The 15,741-nt window shown below is 74.4% G+C and carries 16 protein-coding genes and 1 tRNA gene; 13 read left to right on the top strand and 4 right to left on the bottom strand.

Translation table 11 applies throughout. The features are described 5' to 3' along the window. The first annotated feature begins 148 nt into the window (after positions 1 to 148). Complete coding sequence (locus ABIC30_RS21120) at positions 149 to 1,540, top strand: aminotransferase-like domain-containing protein (RefSeq protein WP_354456069.1); 1,392 nt, start codon at positions 149 to 151, stop codon at positions 1,538 to 1,540. A 9-nt stretch (positions 1,541 to 1,549) separates the two neighbouring features. On the opposite strand, the gene ABIC30_RS21115 is transcribed toward ABIC30_RS21120, so the two are convergent. Both ABIC30_RS21115 and ABIC30_RS21110 read right to left on the bottom strand, forming a co-directional pair. Next, the gene (locus ABIC30_RS21115) at positions 1,550 to 2,875 is read right to left on the bottom strand and encodes a sensor histidine kinase (RefSeq protein ID WP_354456068.1); all 1,326 of its coding nucleotides are present in this window, start codon (positions 2,873 to 2,875) and stop codon (positions 1,550 to 1,552) included. Then, positions 2,875 to 3,540 (bottom strand): response regulator transcription factor, encoded by a 666-nt coding sequence (locus tag ABIC30_RS21110; protein ID WP_020092230.1) that lies wholly within the window; start codon positions 3,538 to 3,540, stop codon positions 2,875 to 2,877. Before ABIC30_RS21110 ends, ABIC30_RS21115 begins: the two co-directional genes overlap by 1 nt. 291 nt (positions 3,541 to 3,831) lie before the next feature. On the opposite strand from ABIC30_RS21110, the gene ABIC30_RS21105 reads away from it, so the two are divergent. The 5 genes from ABIC30_RS21105 (at position 3,832) to ABIC30_RS21085 (ending at position 8,415) form a co-directional block, all read left to right on the top strand. Then, positions 3,832 to 4,518 carry a DNA-binding protein gene (locus tag ABIC30_RS21105; RefSeq protein WP_354456067.1) on the top strand — a complete coding sequence of 229 codons (687 nt, stop codon included), beginning with the start codon at positions 3,832 to 3,834 and terminating at the stop codon, positions 4,516 to 4,518. 25 nt (positions 4,519 to 4,543) lie between these two features. After that, positions 4,544 to 4,921 carry a hypothetical protein gene (locus ABIC30_RS21100; RefSeq protein WP_354456066.1) on the top strand — a complete coding sequence of 126 codons (378 nt, stop codon included), beginning with the start codon at positions 4,544 to 4,546 and terminating at the stop codon, positions 4,919 to 4,921. 79 nt (positions 4,922 to 5,000) lie between these two features. Beyond that, positions 5,001 to 6,752 carry an ABC transporter ATP-binding protein gene (locus tag ABIC30_RS21095; protein WP_354456065.1) on the top strand — a complete coding sequence of 584 codons (1,752 nt, stop codon included), beginning with the start codon at positions 5,001 to 5,003 and terminating at the stop codon, positions 6,750 to 6,752. Between the two features lie 76 nt (positions 6,753 to 6,828). Next, positions 6,829 to 7,704, top strand: a complete 876-nt coding sequence (locus ABIC30_RS21090; protein ID WP_354456064.1) for an aldose 1-epimerase family protein — start codon at positions 6,829 to 6,831, stop codon at positions 7,702 to 7,704. A gap of 3 nt (positions 7,705 to 7,707) precedes the next feature. Continuing rightward, positions 7,708 to 8,415 carry a uroporphyrinogen-III synthase gene (locus ABIC30_RS21085; RefSeq protein ID WP_354456063.1) on the top strand — a complete coding sequence of 236 codons (708 nt, stop codon included), beginning with the start codon at positions 7,708 to 7,710 and terminating at the stop codon, positions 8,413 to 8,415. Here ABIC30_RS21085 and ABIC30_RS21080 read toward each other — a convergent pair. Beyond that, positions 8,412 to 9,152 (bottom strand): hypothetical protein, encoded by a 741-nt coding sequence (locus ABIC30_RS21080; protein ID WP_354456062.1) that lies wholly within the window; start codon positions 9,150 to 9,152, stop codon positions 8,412 to 8,414. The two genes, ABIC30_RS21085 and ABIC30_RS21080, sit on opposite strands and share 4 nt — an antisense overlap. Between ABIC30_RS21080 and ABIC30_RS21075 the strand changes: the two genes are divergently transcribed. The 7 genes from ABIC30_RS21075 to ABIC30_RS21045 all read left to right on the top strand — a co-directional run bounded on the left by ABIC30_RS21075 (position 9,118) and on the right by ABIC30_RS21045 (position 15,426). Then, positions 9,118 to 10,707, top strand: a complete 1,590-nt coding sequence (locus tag ABIC30_RS21075; RefSeq protein ID WP_354456061.1) for a translation initiation factor 2 — start codon at positions 9,118 to 9,120, stop codon at positions 10,705 to 10,707. The two genes, ABIC30_RS21080 and ABIC30_RS21075, sit on opposite strands and share 35 nt — an antisense overlap. A gap of 125 nt (positions 10,708 to 10,832) precedes the next feature. Then, the gene (locus ABIC30_RS21070; protein WP_354456060.1) at positions 10,833 to 12,497 is read left to right on the top strand and encodes a heme biosynthesis protein HemY; all 1,665 of its coding nucleotides are present in this window, start codon (positions 10,833 to 10,835) and stop codon (positions 12,495 to 12,497) included. Between the two features lie 226 nt (positions 12,498 to 12,723). Then, positions 12,724 to 13,158 carry an NUDIX hydrolase gene (locus ABIC30_RS21065; RefSeq protein ID WP_020092221.1) on the top strand — a complete coding sequence of 145 codons (435 nt, stop codon included), beginning with the start codon at positions 12,724 to 12,726 and terminating at the stop codon, positions 13,156 to 13,158. A gap of 102 nt (positions 13,159 to 13,260) precedes the next feature. Beyond that, positions 13,261 to 13,335, top strand: a tRNA-Thr gene (locus ABIC30_RS21060). 123 nt (positions 13,336 to 13,458) lie between these two features. Further along, the gene (locus tag ABIC30_RS21055; RefSeq protein WP_020092220.1) at positions 13,459 to 13,740 is read left to right on the top strand and encodes a hypothetical protein; all 282 of its coding nucleotides are present in this window, start codon (positions 13,459 to 13,461) and stop codon (positions 13,738 to 13,740) included. Between the two features lie 422 nt (positions 13,741 to 14,162). Further along, the gene (locus ABIC30_RS21050) at positions 14,163 to 15,020 is read left to right on the top strand and encodes a manganese catalase family protein (protein WP_020092219.1); all 858 of its coding nucleotides are present in this window, start codon (positions 14,163 to 14,165) and stop codon (positions 15,018 to 15,020) included. A gap of 88 nt (positions 15,021 to 15,108) precedes the next feature. Next, positions 15,109 to 15,426 carry a metal-sensitive transcriptional regulator gene (locus ABIC30_RS21045; RefSeq protein ID WP_026604783.1) on the top strand — a complete coding sequence of 106 codons (318 nt, stop codon included), beginning with the start codon at positions 15,109 to 15,111 and terminating at the stop codon, positions 15,424 to 15,426. Positions 15,427 to 15,462: 36 nt separating this feature from the next. Here the strand turns inward: ABIC30_RS21045 and ABIC30_RS21040 are convergent, their stop codons facing one another. Next, the gene (locus ABIC30_RS21040; protein ID WP_020092217.1) at positions 15,463 to 15,708 is read right to left on the bottom strand and encodes a hypothetical protein; all 246 of its coding nucleotides are present in this window, start codon (positions 15,706 to 15,708) and stop codon (positions 15,463 to 15,465) included. Between the last annotated feature and the right edge of the window lie 33 nt (positions 15,709 to 15,741).

The raw sequence follows: 15,741 nt of genomic DNA, 5'->3' as shown, positions 1-15,741 counted from the left end.
CCAGGGCGGCGGTTTCTGTCAGGCACTGAGTCATGGATCCCCTCCTCCATCGTTCCGGGGCGTCGCGATCCTGGCGGGCGGGGGCTGGCGGCGACAGGAACACTTCGGTACGGTTCGGAAGAATTGTCCGGACGAAAGAGCAGTACGGATGGCGGTCGCAGTCAGAAGCTCAGGGACGCGCGTCGAGGCCGTGGTCTGCGAGATTCGCGAGCGGATCGCGGCGCGGCGGCTGGTCCCGGGCGTGCGGATCCCCTCGGTCCGGGCCTTCGCGGAGACGATGGGCGTCTCGAAATCCACCGTCGTGGAGGCCTACGAGCGCCTCGCCGCCGAGGGCGCCGTGGTGCCGCGGCCGGGCTCGGGCTTCTACGTCGCCGGCAAGACCCGGCCGCTCTCGCTCCAGGCGATGGGGCCGCGGCTCGACCGGATCGTCGACCCGCTCTGGATCACCCGGCAGGCGCAGCAGGCCGGCTCCGACCAGCTGAAGCCCGGGGCCGGCTGGCTGCCCGATTCCTGGATGCCCCACGAGGCGATCCGCCGGGGCCTGCGCCGGGTGGCCCGGGCCGACCTCGCCGAGATGACCAACTATGACCGGCCCCTGGGCTACGAGCCCCTGCGCCACCAGATCGCCCGCAAGGTCGGCGAGAAGGGCGTCGGCGCCGAGCCCGACCAGATCGTGCTGGTCGAATCGGCCACGCAGGCGCTGGACCTCGTCTGCCGGTTCCTGCTCCAGCCCGGCGACACCGTGCTGGTCGACGATCCCTGCTACTTCAACTTCCTGGCGCTGCTGCGCGCGCAGCGCGTGGCGGTGGTCGGCGTGCCGATCACGCCGGAGGGGCCGGACCTGCAGGCGCTCGCGACCCTGCTGGAGCAGCACCGGCCGCGCTTCTACCTGACCAACGCCGCCCTCCAGAACCCGACCGGGGCGAGCCTCGCGCCGACCGTTGCGCACCGGCTCCTCAAGCTGTGCGAGGCGCACGACACGCTCATCGTCGAGGACGAGATCTTCGGCGACCTCGAGCCCGAGGCCGCCCCGCGGCTCGCCGGCTTCGACGGGCTGGAGCGCGTGATCCAGATCGGCAGCTTCTCCAAGACCCTGTCGGCGGCCGCGCGCTGCGGCTGGATCGCGCTCCGGGCCGACTGGGTCGAGCCGCTGGTCGATCTCAAGCTCGCCCTCAGCCTCGGCAACGGCCACATCACGGCCGCGCTGGTGCACGCGCTGATCACCGAGGGCGCCTACCGGCGGCACCTCGCCGAGACCCGCCGCCGGCTCGCCGGCGCGATGGTGCAGGCCTCCGCGGAGCTGCGCGCCTGCGGCCTCGAGACCTGGGCGCAGCCCCGGGGCGGCTTCTTCCTGTGGATGCGGCTGCCCGACGGGCGCGACGGGGCCGACGTCGCCCGCCGGGCGCTGGCACGCGGCATGGTGCTGGCGCCCGGGACCTCGTTCAGCCTGTCGGATGCGTGGAACGGCTACATGCGCTTCAACGTGGCCCACTGCGCCGACCCGCGGATCCGGCCGATCCTCCGGGAGGCGCTGGGCTGAGGGGCCCGGTCAGGCCGGCAGCCGCAGCTCCGCCCGCAGGCCGCCGAGATCCGACCGCCCGAGGCTCAGGCCGCCGCCGTACAGCTCGGCGAGCTCCAGGGTGATCGGCAGCCCGAAGCCGTGGCCCGGCACGCCCTCGTCGAGGCGCCGGCCCCGGGTCATGACGGCGGAGGCCGCCGCCGGGTCGAGGCCGGGTCCGTCATCCTCCACGACTACGGCCACCGCGCCGTCGCGCGCCGCCGCCGAGACCCGCACGCGGCCGCGGCACCAGCGGCAGGCATTGTCCACGAGGTTGCCGAGCATCTCGTCGAGATCCTGGCCCTCGCAGGAGACCGACAGGGTCTCCGGGACGTCGAGGTCGATCGCCGCGCCCTTCTCGGCGTGGATCCGCGTCAGCGCCGCGCGCAGGTCCGACAGCCGGGGCGCCAGGGCCGTGCGGCCCCGGGCCGAGCCCGCCAGGGCCGCGGCCCGGGCGCGCCGGAGGTGATGGCGCACCCGCCGGTCCATGTCGTCCACCTGCCGGCGCAGGGCGCCGTCCGGGTCGCGGGCGGGCTCGGCGAGGGCCATCGACAGGGTGGCGAGCGGCGTCTTGAGGGCGTGGGCGAGGTTGGCGACGTGGCCGCGGGCGCGTTCCAGGTTCTGCGCGTTCTGGTCGAGGAGCGCGTTGAGTTCCGCCACCATCGGCGCGATCTCGGCCGGCTGGTCCGCCGGCACGCGCTCGTGCCGCCCCGCCCGGACCGACGCGAGGTCCGCGCGCAGGCGCGTCAGCGGCGCGAGGCCCAGGCGCACCTGGAAGGCCAGGCCCGCGAGCAGGCACAGGCCGAGGATGCCGAGCGCCAGGGCGAGGCTCGTCAGCGCCTCGCGCAGCGGCCCGCGCAGCTCCCCCTCCGGCGCCGCCACCACGATCGTCGCCGGCTCGGGCCCGGGCACGGCCAGCACGCGGGCGACGAGGGGCTGGCCGCGCGGCCCCGTGCCCGAGGCCGGGTGCGGCCGGCCCGGATCGTCGTCCGGTCCGGGATCGGACAGGCGGATGTCCCCGCCCCGCAGGGAGCCGGATCGGATCGTCTCGGCGCCACGGCGCACCTCCCAGGCCCAGCCGGGGCCGGGCCGGTCGAAGGGCGGCGCGTCGAGCCCCTGCGGGAGGATCCCGGCCTCGAGCCCGGCCCGCAGCGCGACGATCTGCGCGTCGAGCCGGCCGTCGAGCTGCCCGCGCACGAAGCGGTGCAGGATCACCCCGATGGCGAGGCCCGCCACCACCAGGGCCGCCAGCACCAGCACCAGGGCCGACGCGAGCAGTCGTGTGCGGAGCGAGCGGCGCCGCGCCGTCGCCGCCATCAGGCGGGCTCCGCGTGCAGGCGGTAGCCGTGGCCGCGCACGCTCTCGATCCGCGCAGGCGCGATCTTCCGGCGCAGGCGCGTGATGATCACCTCGACGGAGTTCGAATCGACGTCGGCGTCGCCCTCGTAGACCCGCTCGATCAGGTGCGGGCGCGGCACCACGGTCTCGCGGTTCAGCATCAGGCAGGACAGGACCCGCCATTCCAGGCCGGTGAGCTTGAGCGGCAGGCCCTCGTGCTCGAAGGCGCCGAGACCCGGATCGAAGCTGAGGGGACCGCAGGTGATCCGGCTCGCGCCCCCGCCCTGGGACCGGCGCACGAGGGCGCGGAGGCGGATCACCAACTCCTCCACGCGCACCGGCTTCACGAGATAGTCGTCCGCCCCCGCCTTGAAGGCCGCGACCTTGTCGCTCCAGCCGTCCCGGGCGGTGAGCACCAGCACCGGCAGGGTCCGGCCGGCCCCGCGCCAGGCCCGCAGCACCGAGACGCCGTCGCCCTTCGGCAGGCCGAGATCCAGCACGACGGCGTCGTAGCCCTCGGTCTCGCCGAGATGCTGGGCGTCCTCGCCGGTGGCGGCGTGGTCGAGCACGAAGTTCTCGGCGCGCAGGACCTTGGCGACCTCCGCCGCGAGGGCGGCGTCGTCCTCCACCAGCAGGATCTTCACCGGTCTCACCTCCCCGTCTGGACCGCGGCGGCCGGCCGGTTTCGCCCGCTGCCGCCGGCACTTAGGGCCGTGGTCTTACGTCGGCTCCCGGGACGGCCGCCCGGGCGCCGACCTGTCGGCCCGCATCAACGCCCGCTGCCAAGCCTCTGAACCCGCACGGGTTCCACACGGAGCGCTCTAGGGCGGCGCGTTTAACCGGGCCTGAACCGCGCGGTTCAGACCGGATTGCCGGCGCCTCCCTAGGAAGGGGCATCGGATCGAGCCGATCCGGACCCTCCAGAGGATGAGATCATGAGCGACGACAAGACCATCGACGGGACCGCGCGGGAAGTCCGCGAGACCGAGGCCGCCAAGCCGGCGTCGCGGGCGGTGCCGCGGCGGACCTGGGTGGTGGGCGCGGTGGCGCTGCCGCTGGCCCTGGGCGCCGTCGGCCTGTCCCTGGCGCAGGGAACGCCGTTCCAGCCGACGCCGGTCGCGCCGGTGGCGATCCAGGCCCTGGCCCCCTCCGGCGCGACCGCCATCAAGGGCGAGGTCGCGGAAATCTTCGGCAACAAGTTCGTGGTGCAGGACGGGACCGGGCGGGCCCTCGTGGAGACGGGCCGCGAGGGCGAGGGCGGCGGCCTCGTCGCCAAGGGCGAGACCGTGACGGTGCAGGGCCGCTTCGAGACCGGCTTCCTGCACGCCCGGGTCCTGACCCACGGGGACGGGCGCACGCTGCTGCTCGGGCCGGCCGGCGGCCCTCCGACCGGCAGCCTGGACTGGGCCAAGGACCGGCTCGGTCTCGGGCCGAAGCCCGACATGGCCGCCCTGACCGCCTCGCTCCAGGCGGCGGGCTACGGCGACGTGCGGGTCACGGGCCGCGGGCCGCGCCATTTCGAGGTGGCCGCGAAGGACCGGGACGGCCGCGAGCACCAGCTCCATGTCGGCTTCGACGGCCAGGTGCGGGAGCGCCCGGCGCCGGGGCTGCCGCCGCTCTGAGCCGGGCCCGGGCGGGCGGGCCCGCGTGCAACCCTTCCACGCCTGCCGCGTCCTCCTGTCTCTCGCCGGACAGGAGGTGCGCGCCGTGGAGCCGATGAAGCCGATGGAACCCATGAAGCCCATGGAGCCCATGGAGCCCATGAAACCGATGAAGGGCGCGGAGCCCTGGTGGCCGAAGGATCTCGGCGAGCCCGCGACCAGCGGCGCGCAGAACGGGATGAGGTACGCGTTCTTCCCGGACAAGCGCCGCCTCCTCGTCGACCGCGACGGGCAGGTCTCGACCTACGACAGCGGCGACCACCGGATCGGCGGCGTCGCGCAGGCGGACGGGGCGGCCAAGACCCTGACCTTCACCGGCCAGGACGGCGAGGTCGACCTGGGCTCCCTGAAGAAGCTCGACTGAGCCCGGCGTGGACAGGCCGGGACGGCGCGCTTAAGCCCGGCCCGACCATGCGAGCCGTCCCGCCAGACCCCGCGATGCCATGCGCGCGCTGATCGACCTCGTCCGCGCCATGCGGTCGGCCGACCGGCGCCGGCTCGCCCTGATCGCCCTCGGCCTCGCGGCGGCGGCGCTGCTCGAGGTGGTGGGCGTCGCCTCGGTGATCCCGTTCCTGACGCTGGTCGGGGACCCGTCGGCGGCAACCCGGATCCCCTATCTGGCCCAGGCCCGGAGCGCCCTCGGCCTGACCGACGAGCGCGGCTTCCTGCTGGTGACCGGCGGGGCCGCGCTCGCGGCGATCCTCGTCACCGCGCTGGTGAATGCCGGGCTGACCTACGCGCAGCTCCGGTTCACGCACCTGGCCGGCTACAGCCTCAGCCGGCGGCTGCTGTTCCGCTACCTCGACCGGGAGCGGCTGTTCTTCGCGAAAGCCAACAGCGCCGAGCTCGCCAAGAACGTGCTGTCCGAGACCGACCGGCTGGTGATCGGCGCGCTGACCCCCGCCACGGTGCTCGCCTCGCGGGCGAGCTCGGCGCTCGCGGTGATCGCGTTCCTGCTGGCCTACGCGCCGCAGCTCGCGCTGATCCTGGGGGGCGGCTTCGGCGGCCTCTATGTCGGGATCTACCTGGTGATGCGCGCCCGGCTGGCCCGGCTGGGCGGCCGCACCGTCGCCGACAACGAGGCCCGCTTCCGGATCGTGCAGGAGACCTTCGGGGCGCTCACCGAGCTGAAGCTCTACGGGCGCGCGGAGGCGTTCGCGTCGCGGTTCGACGCCCCGGCCCGGGCCTACGCCCTCGCCACCGCGGCGAGCCAGCTCACCGGCCAGATGCCGCGCTTCGTCATCGAGGCCCTGGCCTTCGGCGGGGTGATCGTGGTGGTGCTGTTCGCGCTCGCCCAGGGGCTCGACGTCGCCGGCATCCTGCCGCTGCTCGGCCTGTTCGCCTTCGCGGGCTACCGCATGCTGCCGGCCTTCCAGAACATCTTCACCTCGGTGGCGCTGATGCGCTTCACCCTGCCGGCGGTGCGGGTGATCGTCGACGAGCTCGCCGACGAGCGCGAGCCCCGGCCCCGCACCGCGGAGCGTCTGCCCTTCGCGCGGGCGATCCGGCTCGAGGGCCTCGGCTTCGACTACGGCACCGGCCGTCCGGCCCTCGCGGGGATCGACCTGACGATCCCGGTCAACGCCACGGTCGGCTTCGCCGGGCGCACCGGCTCGGGCAAGTCGACGCTCGCGGGCCTGATCCTCGGCGTCCTGAGCCCGACCGCCGGGCGGATCACCGTGGACGGCCGGGCCCTCGATGCCGACACCCTGCCCGCCTGGCAGAACCGGATCGGCTACGTCCCGCAGGAGGTGTTCCTAGTGGACGGGACCGTGGCGGAGAACATCGCGCTCGGCCTCGACGCGCCGGACCTCGCCGCCGTCGAGCGGGCGGCGCGGCTCGCCGGCGCCCACGACTTCGTCGCGGCCCTGCCCCACGGCTACGCGGAGCGGGTCGGCGAGCGCGGGGCGCGGCTCTCCGGCGGCCAGCGTCAGCGCGTCGGCATCGCCCGGGCCCTCTACCACGACCCGGACGTCATCGTCTTCGACGAAGCGACCTCGGCCCTCGACGACGAGACGCAGGCGGCCGTGATGCGGGCGCTGCGCGCCCTCTCGGGCCGGCGGACGCTGATCCTGATCGCCCACCGCCTCTCGACCCTGGAGGGCGCCGACGCGGTCCACGTCCTGGAGGCCGGCCGGATCGTCGCTTCCGGGCCGCCCGAGGCGGTCCTGCCGGGGCTCGGAACGGCGGCCTGAGCAACCGCGCGCCGGGGCCTTGCGTCCGGCCCCGCCTCCGTTACCTCGGCTCACCGAGGCAGACCGGGAGAGCACCGTGACCACGCGCATCGAGCTGACCGCATCGGACGGCACCACCGCGACGCTCGCGACCGACGGGGCCGAGCCGGTCTCGTGGCGGGTCGGCGGGACCGAGTATCTCTGGAGCGGCGATCCCGAGCACTGGAACCGCCACGCACCCTGGCTCTTCCCGGTGGTCGGCGCCTCGGCGGGCGGGCACGTGACGGTCGGGTCCGAGCGCTACCCGATGGCCCAGCACGGCTTCGCCCGGGACCTGCCCTTCGCGGTGGTCGACCTGAGCGCCGACGCGGTGACCCTGCGCCTGACCGACGGGCCCGAGACGCGGGCGCACTACCCGTTCGCGTTCCGGCTCGACATCGCCGCGCGGGTCCGCCCCGCGGGGCTCGACCTCGACGTGACCGTCGCCAATCCCGGCGCCGTCCCCCTGCCCTACGCCCTCGGCTTCCACCCGGCCTTCCCGTGGCCCTTCGCGGGCGGCACCCGCGCCCGCGACGGCGGCTACGCGGTCGCCTTCGAGGAGGCGGAGCGGCCCTTCGCCCCCCAGGTCGGCCCGGGCGGCCTGCTGCTGCGCGACGAGCAGCCGATCCCCCTCGCCGGGGACACGCTGCCCCTCGATCCGGCGCTCTTCACCGAGGCCTTCGTGTTCCGGAACGCCCGCAGCCGCTGGATGCGCTTCACCGGCCCCGGACGATCGATCCGCATGGAGATGGCGGATTTCCCCCACCTGGCGGTCTGGACCAAGCCGACCGCACCCTTCCTGTCGCTGGAGTGCTGGACCGGCTACGCCGACTGGTCGGACTTCGCGGGCGACCTCGCCGCGCGCGATTCGCAGCGCCTGCTCGCCCCGGGCGCCGCGGCGCGCCACGGCGTCCGCCTGACGCTGGAGACCTAGCCCTTGCGGATCTGGGTGGCGCGGCCCGAGCCGGGAGCGACGCGGACCGGGGCGGCCCTGGCCGAACTCGGCCATGCGCCGCTCGTGGCGCCCGTCCTGGCCGTGCGACCGACCGCGGCGGCCCCGCCCATGGGACCCTTCGCCGCGCTGCTGCTGACCAGCGCCAACGCGGTTCCGGCGATCCGCGACGCCCCGGCCCTGCGCGGCCTCCCGGTCTTCGCCGTCGGCGCTCGGACGGCCGCCCTGGCTCGCGCGGCCGGTCTCGGCCCCGTCCGGGAGGGGCCCGGCGACGCCGCGGGCCTCGCCGGCCTGGTGGCGGCGACGCTGCCGCCCGGCCAGCCGCTCCTCCACGCGACGGGAGCCGAGCGCAAGCCGGAACCGGCGGCGACGCTCACGGCCGCCGGATTCCGGGTCACGGCCTTCGTGGCGTACCGGGCCGAACCGCTGGACCGCCTGCCGCCGGCGGTCGGCCGCGAACTCGCCGAGAACCGCCTCGAGGCGACCCTTCACTATTCCCGGCGCAGCGCCGCCGTCGCTCTTGCCCTCGCGGATGGATCGGAGCACGGCGGAGCTTTCCGCCGGCTGAGGCATTACTGCCTATCGCCGGATGTTGCGGCACCCCTGGAAGCGGCCGGTGTTCCGGTCCATTTCGTCGCGGCACGCCCGCGCGAAGCGGACCTGCTCGACGCCCTGGCAGGGCGACCGGGCTAACCGCGCGGTGACAGGGAGGCCGGGCCGCCGTATCTCGCCCTCGCGCCCGGCGCCGCCGCGGTGCTAGGGGGGCGCGGCGACGCCGAAGAGTTGGAGGACTTGCCCGTGACGCCACCACCCAGCGACGCCGACAAGCCCGGCCCCGGCGGCCGGAAGCCGGACGCCGCGCCCGGCAAGCCCGGGCAGTCCAGCCCGCCCGGTGGCGCGTCCCGACCGGCCGCGACGTCGGCGTCCACAGCCTCCGCGTCGGCCTCGACGTCCGCGTCCACGTCGGCCTCGATGTCGGCCTCCACCTCCTCCACCGCCGCCGGCGGCGTGCGGGGGCCGCAGGGATCCGCGTCCGGAACGCCGCCCAGGCCGGCGACCGACCCGGTCGTGACCGCCAAGCCCGGCACGACCGATCCGAAGGCCGACGCCGGCAAGCTGGCCTCCGGGGCCGACAGCCTGAAGCCGTCGACCGGCCCGGCCGCCCAGTCGGCCGGTGCGAAGCCCGATCCCGTGACGGCGGGCGCCGCGTCCTCGGCCTCCGACGGCAGGACCGGAGCGTCCGCCTCGTCGTCGTCGACGGCCTCCACCGCCGCGTCCGGGATGTCCGGCGCGAAGATCGATCCGAAGGCCGCGCAGCCCGGAACCGGAACGCAGGGCGGTCCCCGTCCGGGCGGACCCGCACCCGGCGCCGCGGGCCCGGCAGCGGCCAGCGCGGTGACGGCCGGCCCGATCATCGACCTGAAGGCCAAGCGCATCCCGGATCCGCCGGCCGCCGGCAAGGAGCCGGGCAAGGACGCTTCCAAGGACGCCTCCAGGGACGGCAAGGAGCCGCCGAAAGGCCCGATCCCCGCGGTGGCCGCCGTCGATCCCAGCAGGAGCGCCGCCGCGCCCGCCGGTCGGGCCCGGGCCGGGTTCGGCTCGCTCGCGGCCGCGGGGCTGCTCGGCGGCGTGATCGGCGCCGGCCTGCTGTTCGGCGCCGAGAAGGCCGGGATCGGTCCCGACCCGCGCCTGAGCGCCCTGGACCAGAGGCTCTCCAGCCAGCTCGCGTCCCTCGACAAGCGTCTCGACGGGCTGGCTCCGCGCGATGCCGTGACGGCGCTCGACAAGCGCGTCGCCGCCGCCGAGGCGAGCGCCAAGCAGGCCCTGGACAAGTCCGGTGCGGCGCCCGCGTCCACCGCCGACGGGCAAGCGGCCGGTCAGGCCTCCGGTCAGGCCTCCGGTCAGGCCCCCGCCGTGCCGCCGGATCTCGTCGCCCGCCTCGACAGCCTCGACCAGCGCGTCGCGGCCCTGCAGGAGGAGCCGGGTCAGGAGCCCGGTCGCGACCAGCCGGCCGATTCGAAGCTCGGCGTGGTCCAGGACAACGCGAAGCAGATCGCCGACCTCGAGACCCGCTTGAAGGCGGTGGAGGATGGCGGCGCCAACAAGGGCGCGGCCGAGGAGGCCGCCCGGAAGGTCGCGGCGCTGCAGAGCGAGGTGGAGCAGAAGACCAAGGCGAACGCCGAGGCCGACGCGGCCCTGGGGCAGCGCCTTGACGCGCTGCAGCAGGCCGTCGACGCGCGGGTGAAGGCCGCGACCGAGGCGGTCCAGGCGGCGACCCAGGCGAGCCGCACCGCCGCCGAGGCCGGACAGGCCCAGGCCGCGGAGGCCGCGAAGGCGGTCGACCGGCGGCTGCAGGAGCAGGCCGACCAGATCGCCGCCCTGGACAAGAGCGTCGCGCAGCGCGCCGAGGCCAGCACCGTCCAGGCGGCGCTCCGGGTCGTCGTCGCCGACCGCGTGGCGGCCGCCCTGGAATCCGGGACGAGCTACGCCGAGCCGCTCGCGACCCTGCGCAAGCTCGATCCGGGGACCGACGCGCAGGCCAAGGCCCTGGCGCCCTTCGCCGACGGCGGTGCTCCCTCGGCTGGGGATCTTGCCGACACGTTCCGGCCGATCGCCGAGCGGATCGCGGCCAAGCGGCAGGCGCAGCGGGCCAAGAGCGCGGCCGAGACCGGCGATTTCCGCACCAAGCTCCTCAGCATGGCCGACGGTCTCGTGCAGATCCGCAAGGCCGACGCACCCGCTCCCGAGGCCGCGGACGATCCGGAGAGCAAGGTCCAGGCGGCCCTCGACCGCGGCGACCTGCCGGCGGCCTCGGCGGCCTTCGCGGCGCTCCCGGCCGAGGCCCGGGAGCAGGCCGGAGATTTCGGCGCCAAGCTCAAGGCCCGGGCCGAGGCCGAGCAGGCCGTGCGCGCGCTGCTCGACGGCGCCTTCAAGGCCCTGCCGGTCGGCGCCGCCCAGCCGGCCCAGGCCGCCCCCGGGCGCTAGGCCGGTGAGGGCCCCGATCCGCGCGCTGCGCGGCCGCACCATCTCCGAGCGGGCGCGCAGGCGCCCCGCTCCTCCCGCACCCCGCGACGGCCGCCAGCCGGCCGCCGACAGGAGATACTGACCCCATGTGGCGCGCCCTCGCCTTCCTGGCCCTGCTCGCACTCGCCGCCTTCGGGGCGGTCTGGATCGCCGACAGGCCCGGCACCGTCACCGTCGTCTGGAACGGCTACCAGATCGGCACCAGCCTCGCGGTCGCCCTCGTCGGCGTGATCGCGGCGGCGATCGTCCTGGGCGTCCTCTGGGCGATCGTGCGCGGTGTCATTGGCCTGCCCGAGGCCCTGGTCCGCGGCTCGGCCGAGCGGCGCCGGGCCAAGGGCCTCTCGGCCCTCTCCCGCGGCATGGTGGCGGTGGGCTCGGGCGATCCCCTGGCGGCCCGCCGCTTCGCGGGCGACGCCGAGCGGCTCCTCGGCACCGAGCCGCTGACCCTGCTGCTGAAGGCGCAGGCGGCGCAGATCTCCGGCGACCGGGACGCGGCCGAGAGCGCCTTCCAGCGCATGGTCGACGATCCCGAGACCCGGGTCCTGGGCCTGCGCGGCCTGTTCGTCGAGGCCCGGCGCCGCGAGGACGAGACGGCCGCCCGCGCCTACGCCACCGAGGCCGCCCGCCTCGCCCCGAGCGTGACTTGGGCCAACGAGGCCCTTCTGGAGGCGCAGAGCGCCGACGGCGACTGGGCAGCCGCCCTGGAGACGATCGAGCGCCGCTCGTCCCTCGGACTGATCGACAAGGCCGCGGCCCGACGCCAGCGGGCGGTGCTCCTCACCGCCATCGCCGGCGAGCGCGAGGCCGGCGAGCCGGAAATCGCCGCGGAGCGGGCCCTGCAGGCGGTCAAGCTCGCCCCCGACCTCGTGCCGGCGGCCTGCATCGCCGGCCGCCTCCTCGCCCGTCGCGGCGACGTCAAGAAGGCCGCCCGGATCGTCGAGGCGGCCTGGAAGGCCAATCCCCATCCCGACCTCGCGAAGGTCTATCTGGGCCTGCGTCCCGGCGATTCGGTCCGCGACCGCCTCGCCCGCGCCGAAGTCCTGGCGAAGCTGTCGGTCTGGGACCCCGAATCCCGCCTCGCCCTGGGCCAGGCCGCCCTCGACGCGCGGGACTACAAGCGGGCCCGCGAGGCCGTGAAGCCCCTGCTCTCCGACCGTCCGACCGCCCGGGCCTGCCTGATGATGGCGGCCATCGAGGAGGCCGAGCACGGGGCCGCTTCCGGTCAGGCCCGCGAGTGGCTGGCCCGGGCCGCCCGCGCCCCGCGCGACCGCGTGTGGATCGCCGACGGCATCGCCACCGATACCTGGGCGCCGGTCTCGCCGGTGACCGGGCGCCTCGACGCCTTCGCGTGGCGCGAGCCCCCGAACACACTCGGTGCCGCGCCCGCGGTGGAGCCGGAGGCGGACGCCGCCGGCCCGGCCCTCGTGCCGGCGGCCCCGAACGCCGCGGCGCCGGGCGCCAGACCGCTCGCCTCATCGGTCCCCGTGTCGCCTCCGACCGTGTCCCCCGCCGCCGCGACTGCTCCGGTCCCGTCGCCGACACCCGCGTCGACCTCCGCGTCGGCCCAGGCCGCGTCCTCGGCCTCGGTCGCGTCCGCGGCGTCGACCTCCACCGGCCCGATCCCGACCGTCCTTCCGGCGAAGGCGGGCGCCTCGAAGGCGGCCGGTGCCGACCCGGTCTCGGCCGGGATGGCGTCCGCGGCGCTGCCGCCTTCCGGCTCGGGTGAGCGGCCGGTTCGTCGGATCGGGTGACCGGTTTCACGGCGCGCCGGCCGTCCGAGCACGAGATGACAGGAGCGCCGCGGGGTCACGGACACGCCGGGGCGTTCGACTATTGCAAGTTGAATGAGCCGGCGCGCCGTGTAGCTTGTCGTGAGCTGCCGACCGAGGATCCGATCATCCCCCAGCCCGCTCACAGCCTGCGCGCGCCGTCGATCCGGTCGGATCGGAGGGGCGTCCCGCGTCTCCGGGTGCGCCCGTGACCGTCCTCGAGGAGGACGGCGAGCCGCGCCGGCAGGTCGGGGCCCTGCCGTTCCGGCACGGGCGGGACGGCAAGACCAAGATCCTGCTGGTGACCTCCCGGGAGAGCCGCCGCTGGGTCATCCCCAAGGGATGGCCGATGAAGGGTCGCAAGCCGTTCGAGGCGGCCGCGCGGGAGGCCTACGAGGAGGCCGGCCTGCGCGGTGCGGTCGGCAAGCGGCCGATCGGGCTGTACCTCTACCAGAAGCGTCTGAGGAACCTCGACACCGTCCTGTGCCAGGTGAAGGTGTTTCCGCTGGAGGTGCGCAAGCAGCTCAAGCATTTCCCGGAGGCGCGCCAGCGGGAACTCCGATGGTTTACCCCGTCGGACGCCGCCGAGGCCGTGTCCGAGCCCGGGCTCGCCGCCCTGATCCGGGCCGCATCGCGCACCTAAAACGGCGCGGAAGCGCAACACGGCGTTGCCAACCCGGCGGCGATCCGTTATGGCCCCACTCGGCCGGACGGAGACGCCCTCGCGGGAGCGCCCCGGTCACCTGCTGCGGTAGCTCAGTGGTAGAGCACTTCATTGGTAATGAAGAGGTCGAGAGTTCAATCCTCTCTCGCAGCACCAGAAACCTTCCCGATCTCGCAATCAGTTCGGACGATGCTAACGGTTCCCTAGCGGAACCCGTCGCAGACTGAGGATCGCGTCGGCTGCCCGGCCGACACCATCCGCTGAAGGGGACGCGCGGACGTGAACTCGACAGCCCTGTTCACCATGCTGGGCCTCGTCATCGGATGGGCGGTCCTGGCCGGCGCGGCCCTGATCACCGGGCGGGTCGCCACCTTCGCGTTCCTGATCCTGACGCTGATCGCCCTCTACCTCTACGTGCCGTGGGTGCGGCTGCGGGCGAGCGGGATCGACGGGTCCAGCCGGCCGGTCCGGTTCTGGACCAACGTCGCCATGCTGGCCGTCAGCCTCGCCGCCTGCCTCGCCTTCGGGATCATGCTCGCCCGGCGCACCGGGCTCCTGTAGGCGCCCGTAGAGCGGCGCGTTCCGCGGCCGCGCCGCGCGCGCCCGGCGATCCCGAGAGAGCTGTCCCCTGTCCGACCACCGAGCGCCCTCACGCGGCGCATCGCGGGCAGAGAAAGGGGCCGCTGATCCGGTCATTCGCGGCGCCCCCTTAACATGGGTGAGGCGCCCTTAACTTACATTGTGTAATTTTGGCCGGTTAGGCGCGGCCCTGATCGTGGATTTTCACGACAATACCCTGGGGCGACGCGGGAAAATTCGTTCGGTCAAATATTGATCGTTATAAAATTCGCGAAAGATCGAACCGTGGTCCCGAGGCGGGGTTGGACAGGGTGCGAGGCGCGATGCTCCCACGGAGTACCGGGCCGACGGCCGATCGTACGGTGGGCTTGAGCACGCCGTGCCTCTCGCGAGGGACAGACATCATGTACTATCACGACAAGCGGCTTCAGTACCCGGTCAAGGTCGACAGCCCCGACCCGATCTACGCCCGCATGCTCCAGCAGGCGATTGGCGGCATCGAGGGCGAGATCCGGGTCGCCTTCCAGTACTTCTTCCAGGCCTGGGGGAACCGCGCCCCGACGACCAAGTACCGCGACATGCTGCTCAATACGGCCACCGAGGAGATCGGCCATATCGAGATGCTCGCGACTGCGGTGGCGCTGAACCTCGAGAACGCCCCTACCAAGGTCCAGGAGGCCGGGGCGGCCGACGCGATCGTCGGTGCCGTGATGGGCGGCGAGAACCCGCGCCACATCGCCGAGGGCATGCTGCACAAGACGCTGCTGTCGACCGGCATGGCCGCCTTCCCGGGTAATTCCGACGGCCAGTCCTTCGACATGAGCCACATCTACGCCAGCGGCAACATCGCGGCCGACATGTACTGCAACGTCGCCGCCGAGAGCACCGGGCGCGTCCTGGCGGTGCGGCTCTACAACGCCACCAACGATGCGGGCATGCGCGACATGTGGAGCTTCCTCATCGCCCGGGACACGATGCACCAGCAGCAATGGCTGGCGGTGATCGAGGAACTCGGCGGCCACGCCGGAACGCTGCCGATCCCGAACTCCTTCCCGCAGGAGAAGGAGAACCAGAAGTTCAACTACAACTTCTTCTCGACGTCGGCGGACGGTTCGCCGCCGCCGGCCGGGCGCTGGACCCAGGGCCCGTCGCTCGACGGCAAGGGCGAGTTCAGCGTCGTCCAGAACCAGCCGATGGGCGAGGAGCCGGTGCTCGGCCCGGCTCGGCCCGACAGCGGTGCCGAGAGCCAGCAGATCGGCTGATCCGCCGGCCGGGACGGCTCACCCGAGGTCGCGGCGCTCCGGTGCGCCACGACCCGCGCGCGGACGGGAACAGGTGGCTCGCAGGACGGTGACACGCGGCACGCTCGTCGACGGTCGTGTCTGCCTCGCCCGGACCGACGCGGAGCGCGCCCCGCTGGTCCGGCGACTGGCGCGGATCGAGGGTCAGGTTCGAGGATTGCGGGCGATGGTCGAGGCCGACAGGCACTGCCTCGACGAGATCCAGCAGATCCGGGCCGCCACCGCGGCATTGCGCGAGGTCGGCCTCCTGATCATCGACCAGCACGTCGCCGCGGGGCTCCGCCTCGCGGCGCGCGATCCGGACCGGGAGGCGGTCATGGCGGACCTCCTCCGGGTTCTGCGGGCGGCCATGGCGGAGGCCGGATAGGCCGGGGCGCCGGCCCGCACCCCCCGGCGCCCACGCTCAGTGCTTGGTCAGCGTCTCGACGACGGTGCCCGGCCCGATGCGCGCCGAGAAACGGGCCAGCCGGCTGCGGCTGGGCTCCTCGAGACCGCCGGCATGCGCGAAGGTCGTCAGGGCGATGCCGACGAGGAACCGGGCCTCCTCGACGGTCACGGCCCGGCCGCTCAGGGTGCTGGCCGCGCCCCGAACGGCGAGGACGGCCTCTTGGAAGGCGGGATCGTCCTCGAGATCCGAGAGCCGGGTCATGGGCACGATCCCGCGGTCGAGAGCGTCCTGCGG

The sequence above is a fragment of the Methylobacterium sp. 1030 genome (assembly GCF_040544715.1).
GTDB lineage: Bacteria > Pseudomonadota > Alphaproteobacteria > Rhizobiales > Beijerinckiaceae > Methylobacterium.
Note: the sequence above shows the minus strand (reverse complement) of the source record. Positions and strands in the feature narration are given on the sequence as shown.

Excerpts from the sequence above, each read along its gene's own strand:
- ABIC30_RS21120 (WP_354456069.1), top strand. The coding sequence starts at position 149 with ATGGCGGTCGCAGTCAGAAGCTCAGGGACGCGCGTCGAGGCCGTGGTC.
- ABIC30_RS21115 (WP_354456068.1), bottom strand. The coding sequence starts at position 2,875 with ATGGCGGCGACGGCGCGGCGCCGCTCGCTCCGCACACGACTGCTCGCG.
- ABIC30_RS21105 (WP_354456067.1), top strand. The coding sequence starts at position 3,832 with ATGAGCGACGACAAGACCATCGACGGGACCGCGCGGGAAGTCCGCGAG.
- ABIC30_RS21095 (WP_354456065.1), top strand. The coding sequence starts at position 5,001 with ATGCGCGCGCTGATCGACCTCGTCCGCGCCATGCGGTCGGCCGACCGG.
- ABIC30_RS21070 (WP_354456060.1), top strand. The coding sequence starts at position 10,833 with ATGTGGCGCGCCCTCGCCTTCCTGGCCCTGCTCGCACTCGCCGCCTTC.
- ABIC30_RS21050 (WP_020092219.1), top strand. The coding sequence starts at position 14,163 with ATGTACTATCACGACAAGCGGCTTCAGTACCCGGTCAAGGTCGACAGC.
- ABIC30_RS21040 (WP_020092217.1), bottom strand. The coding sequence starts at position 15,708 with ATGACCCGGCTCTCGGATCTCGAGGACGATCCCGCCTTCCAAGAGGCC.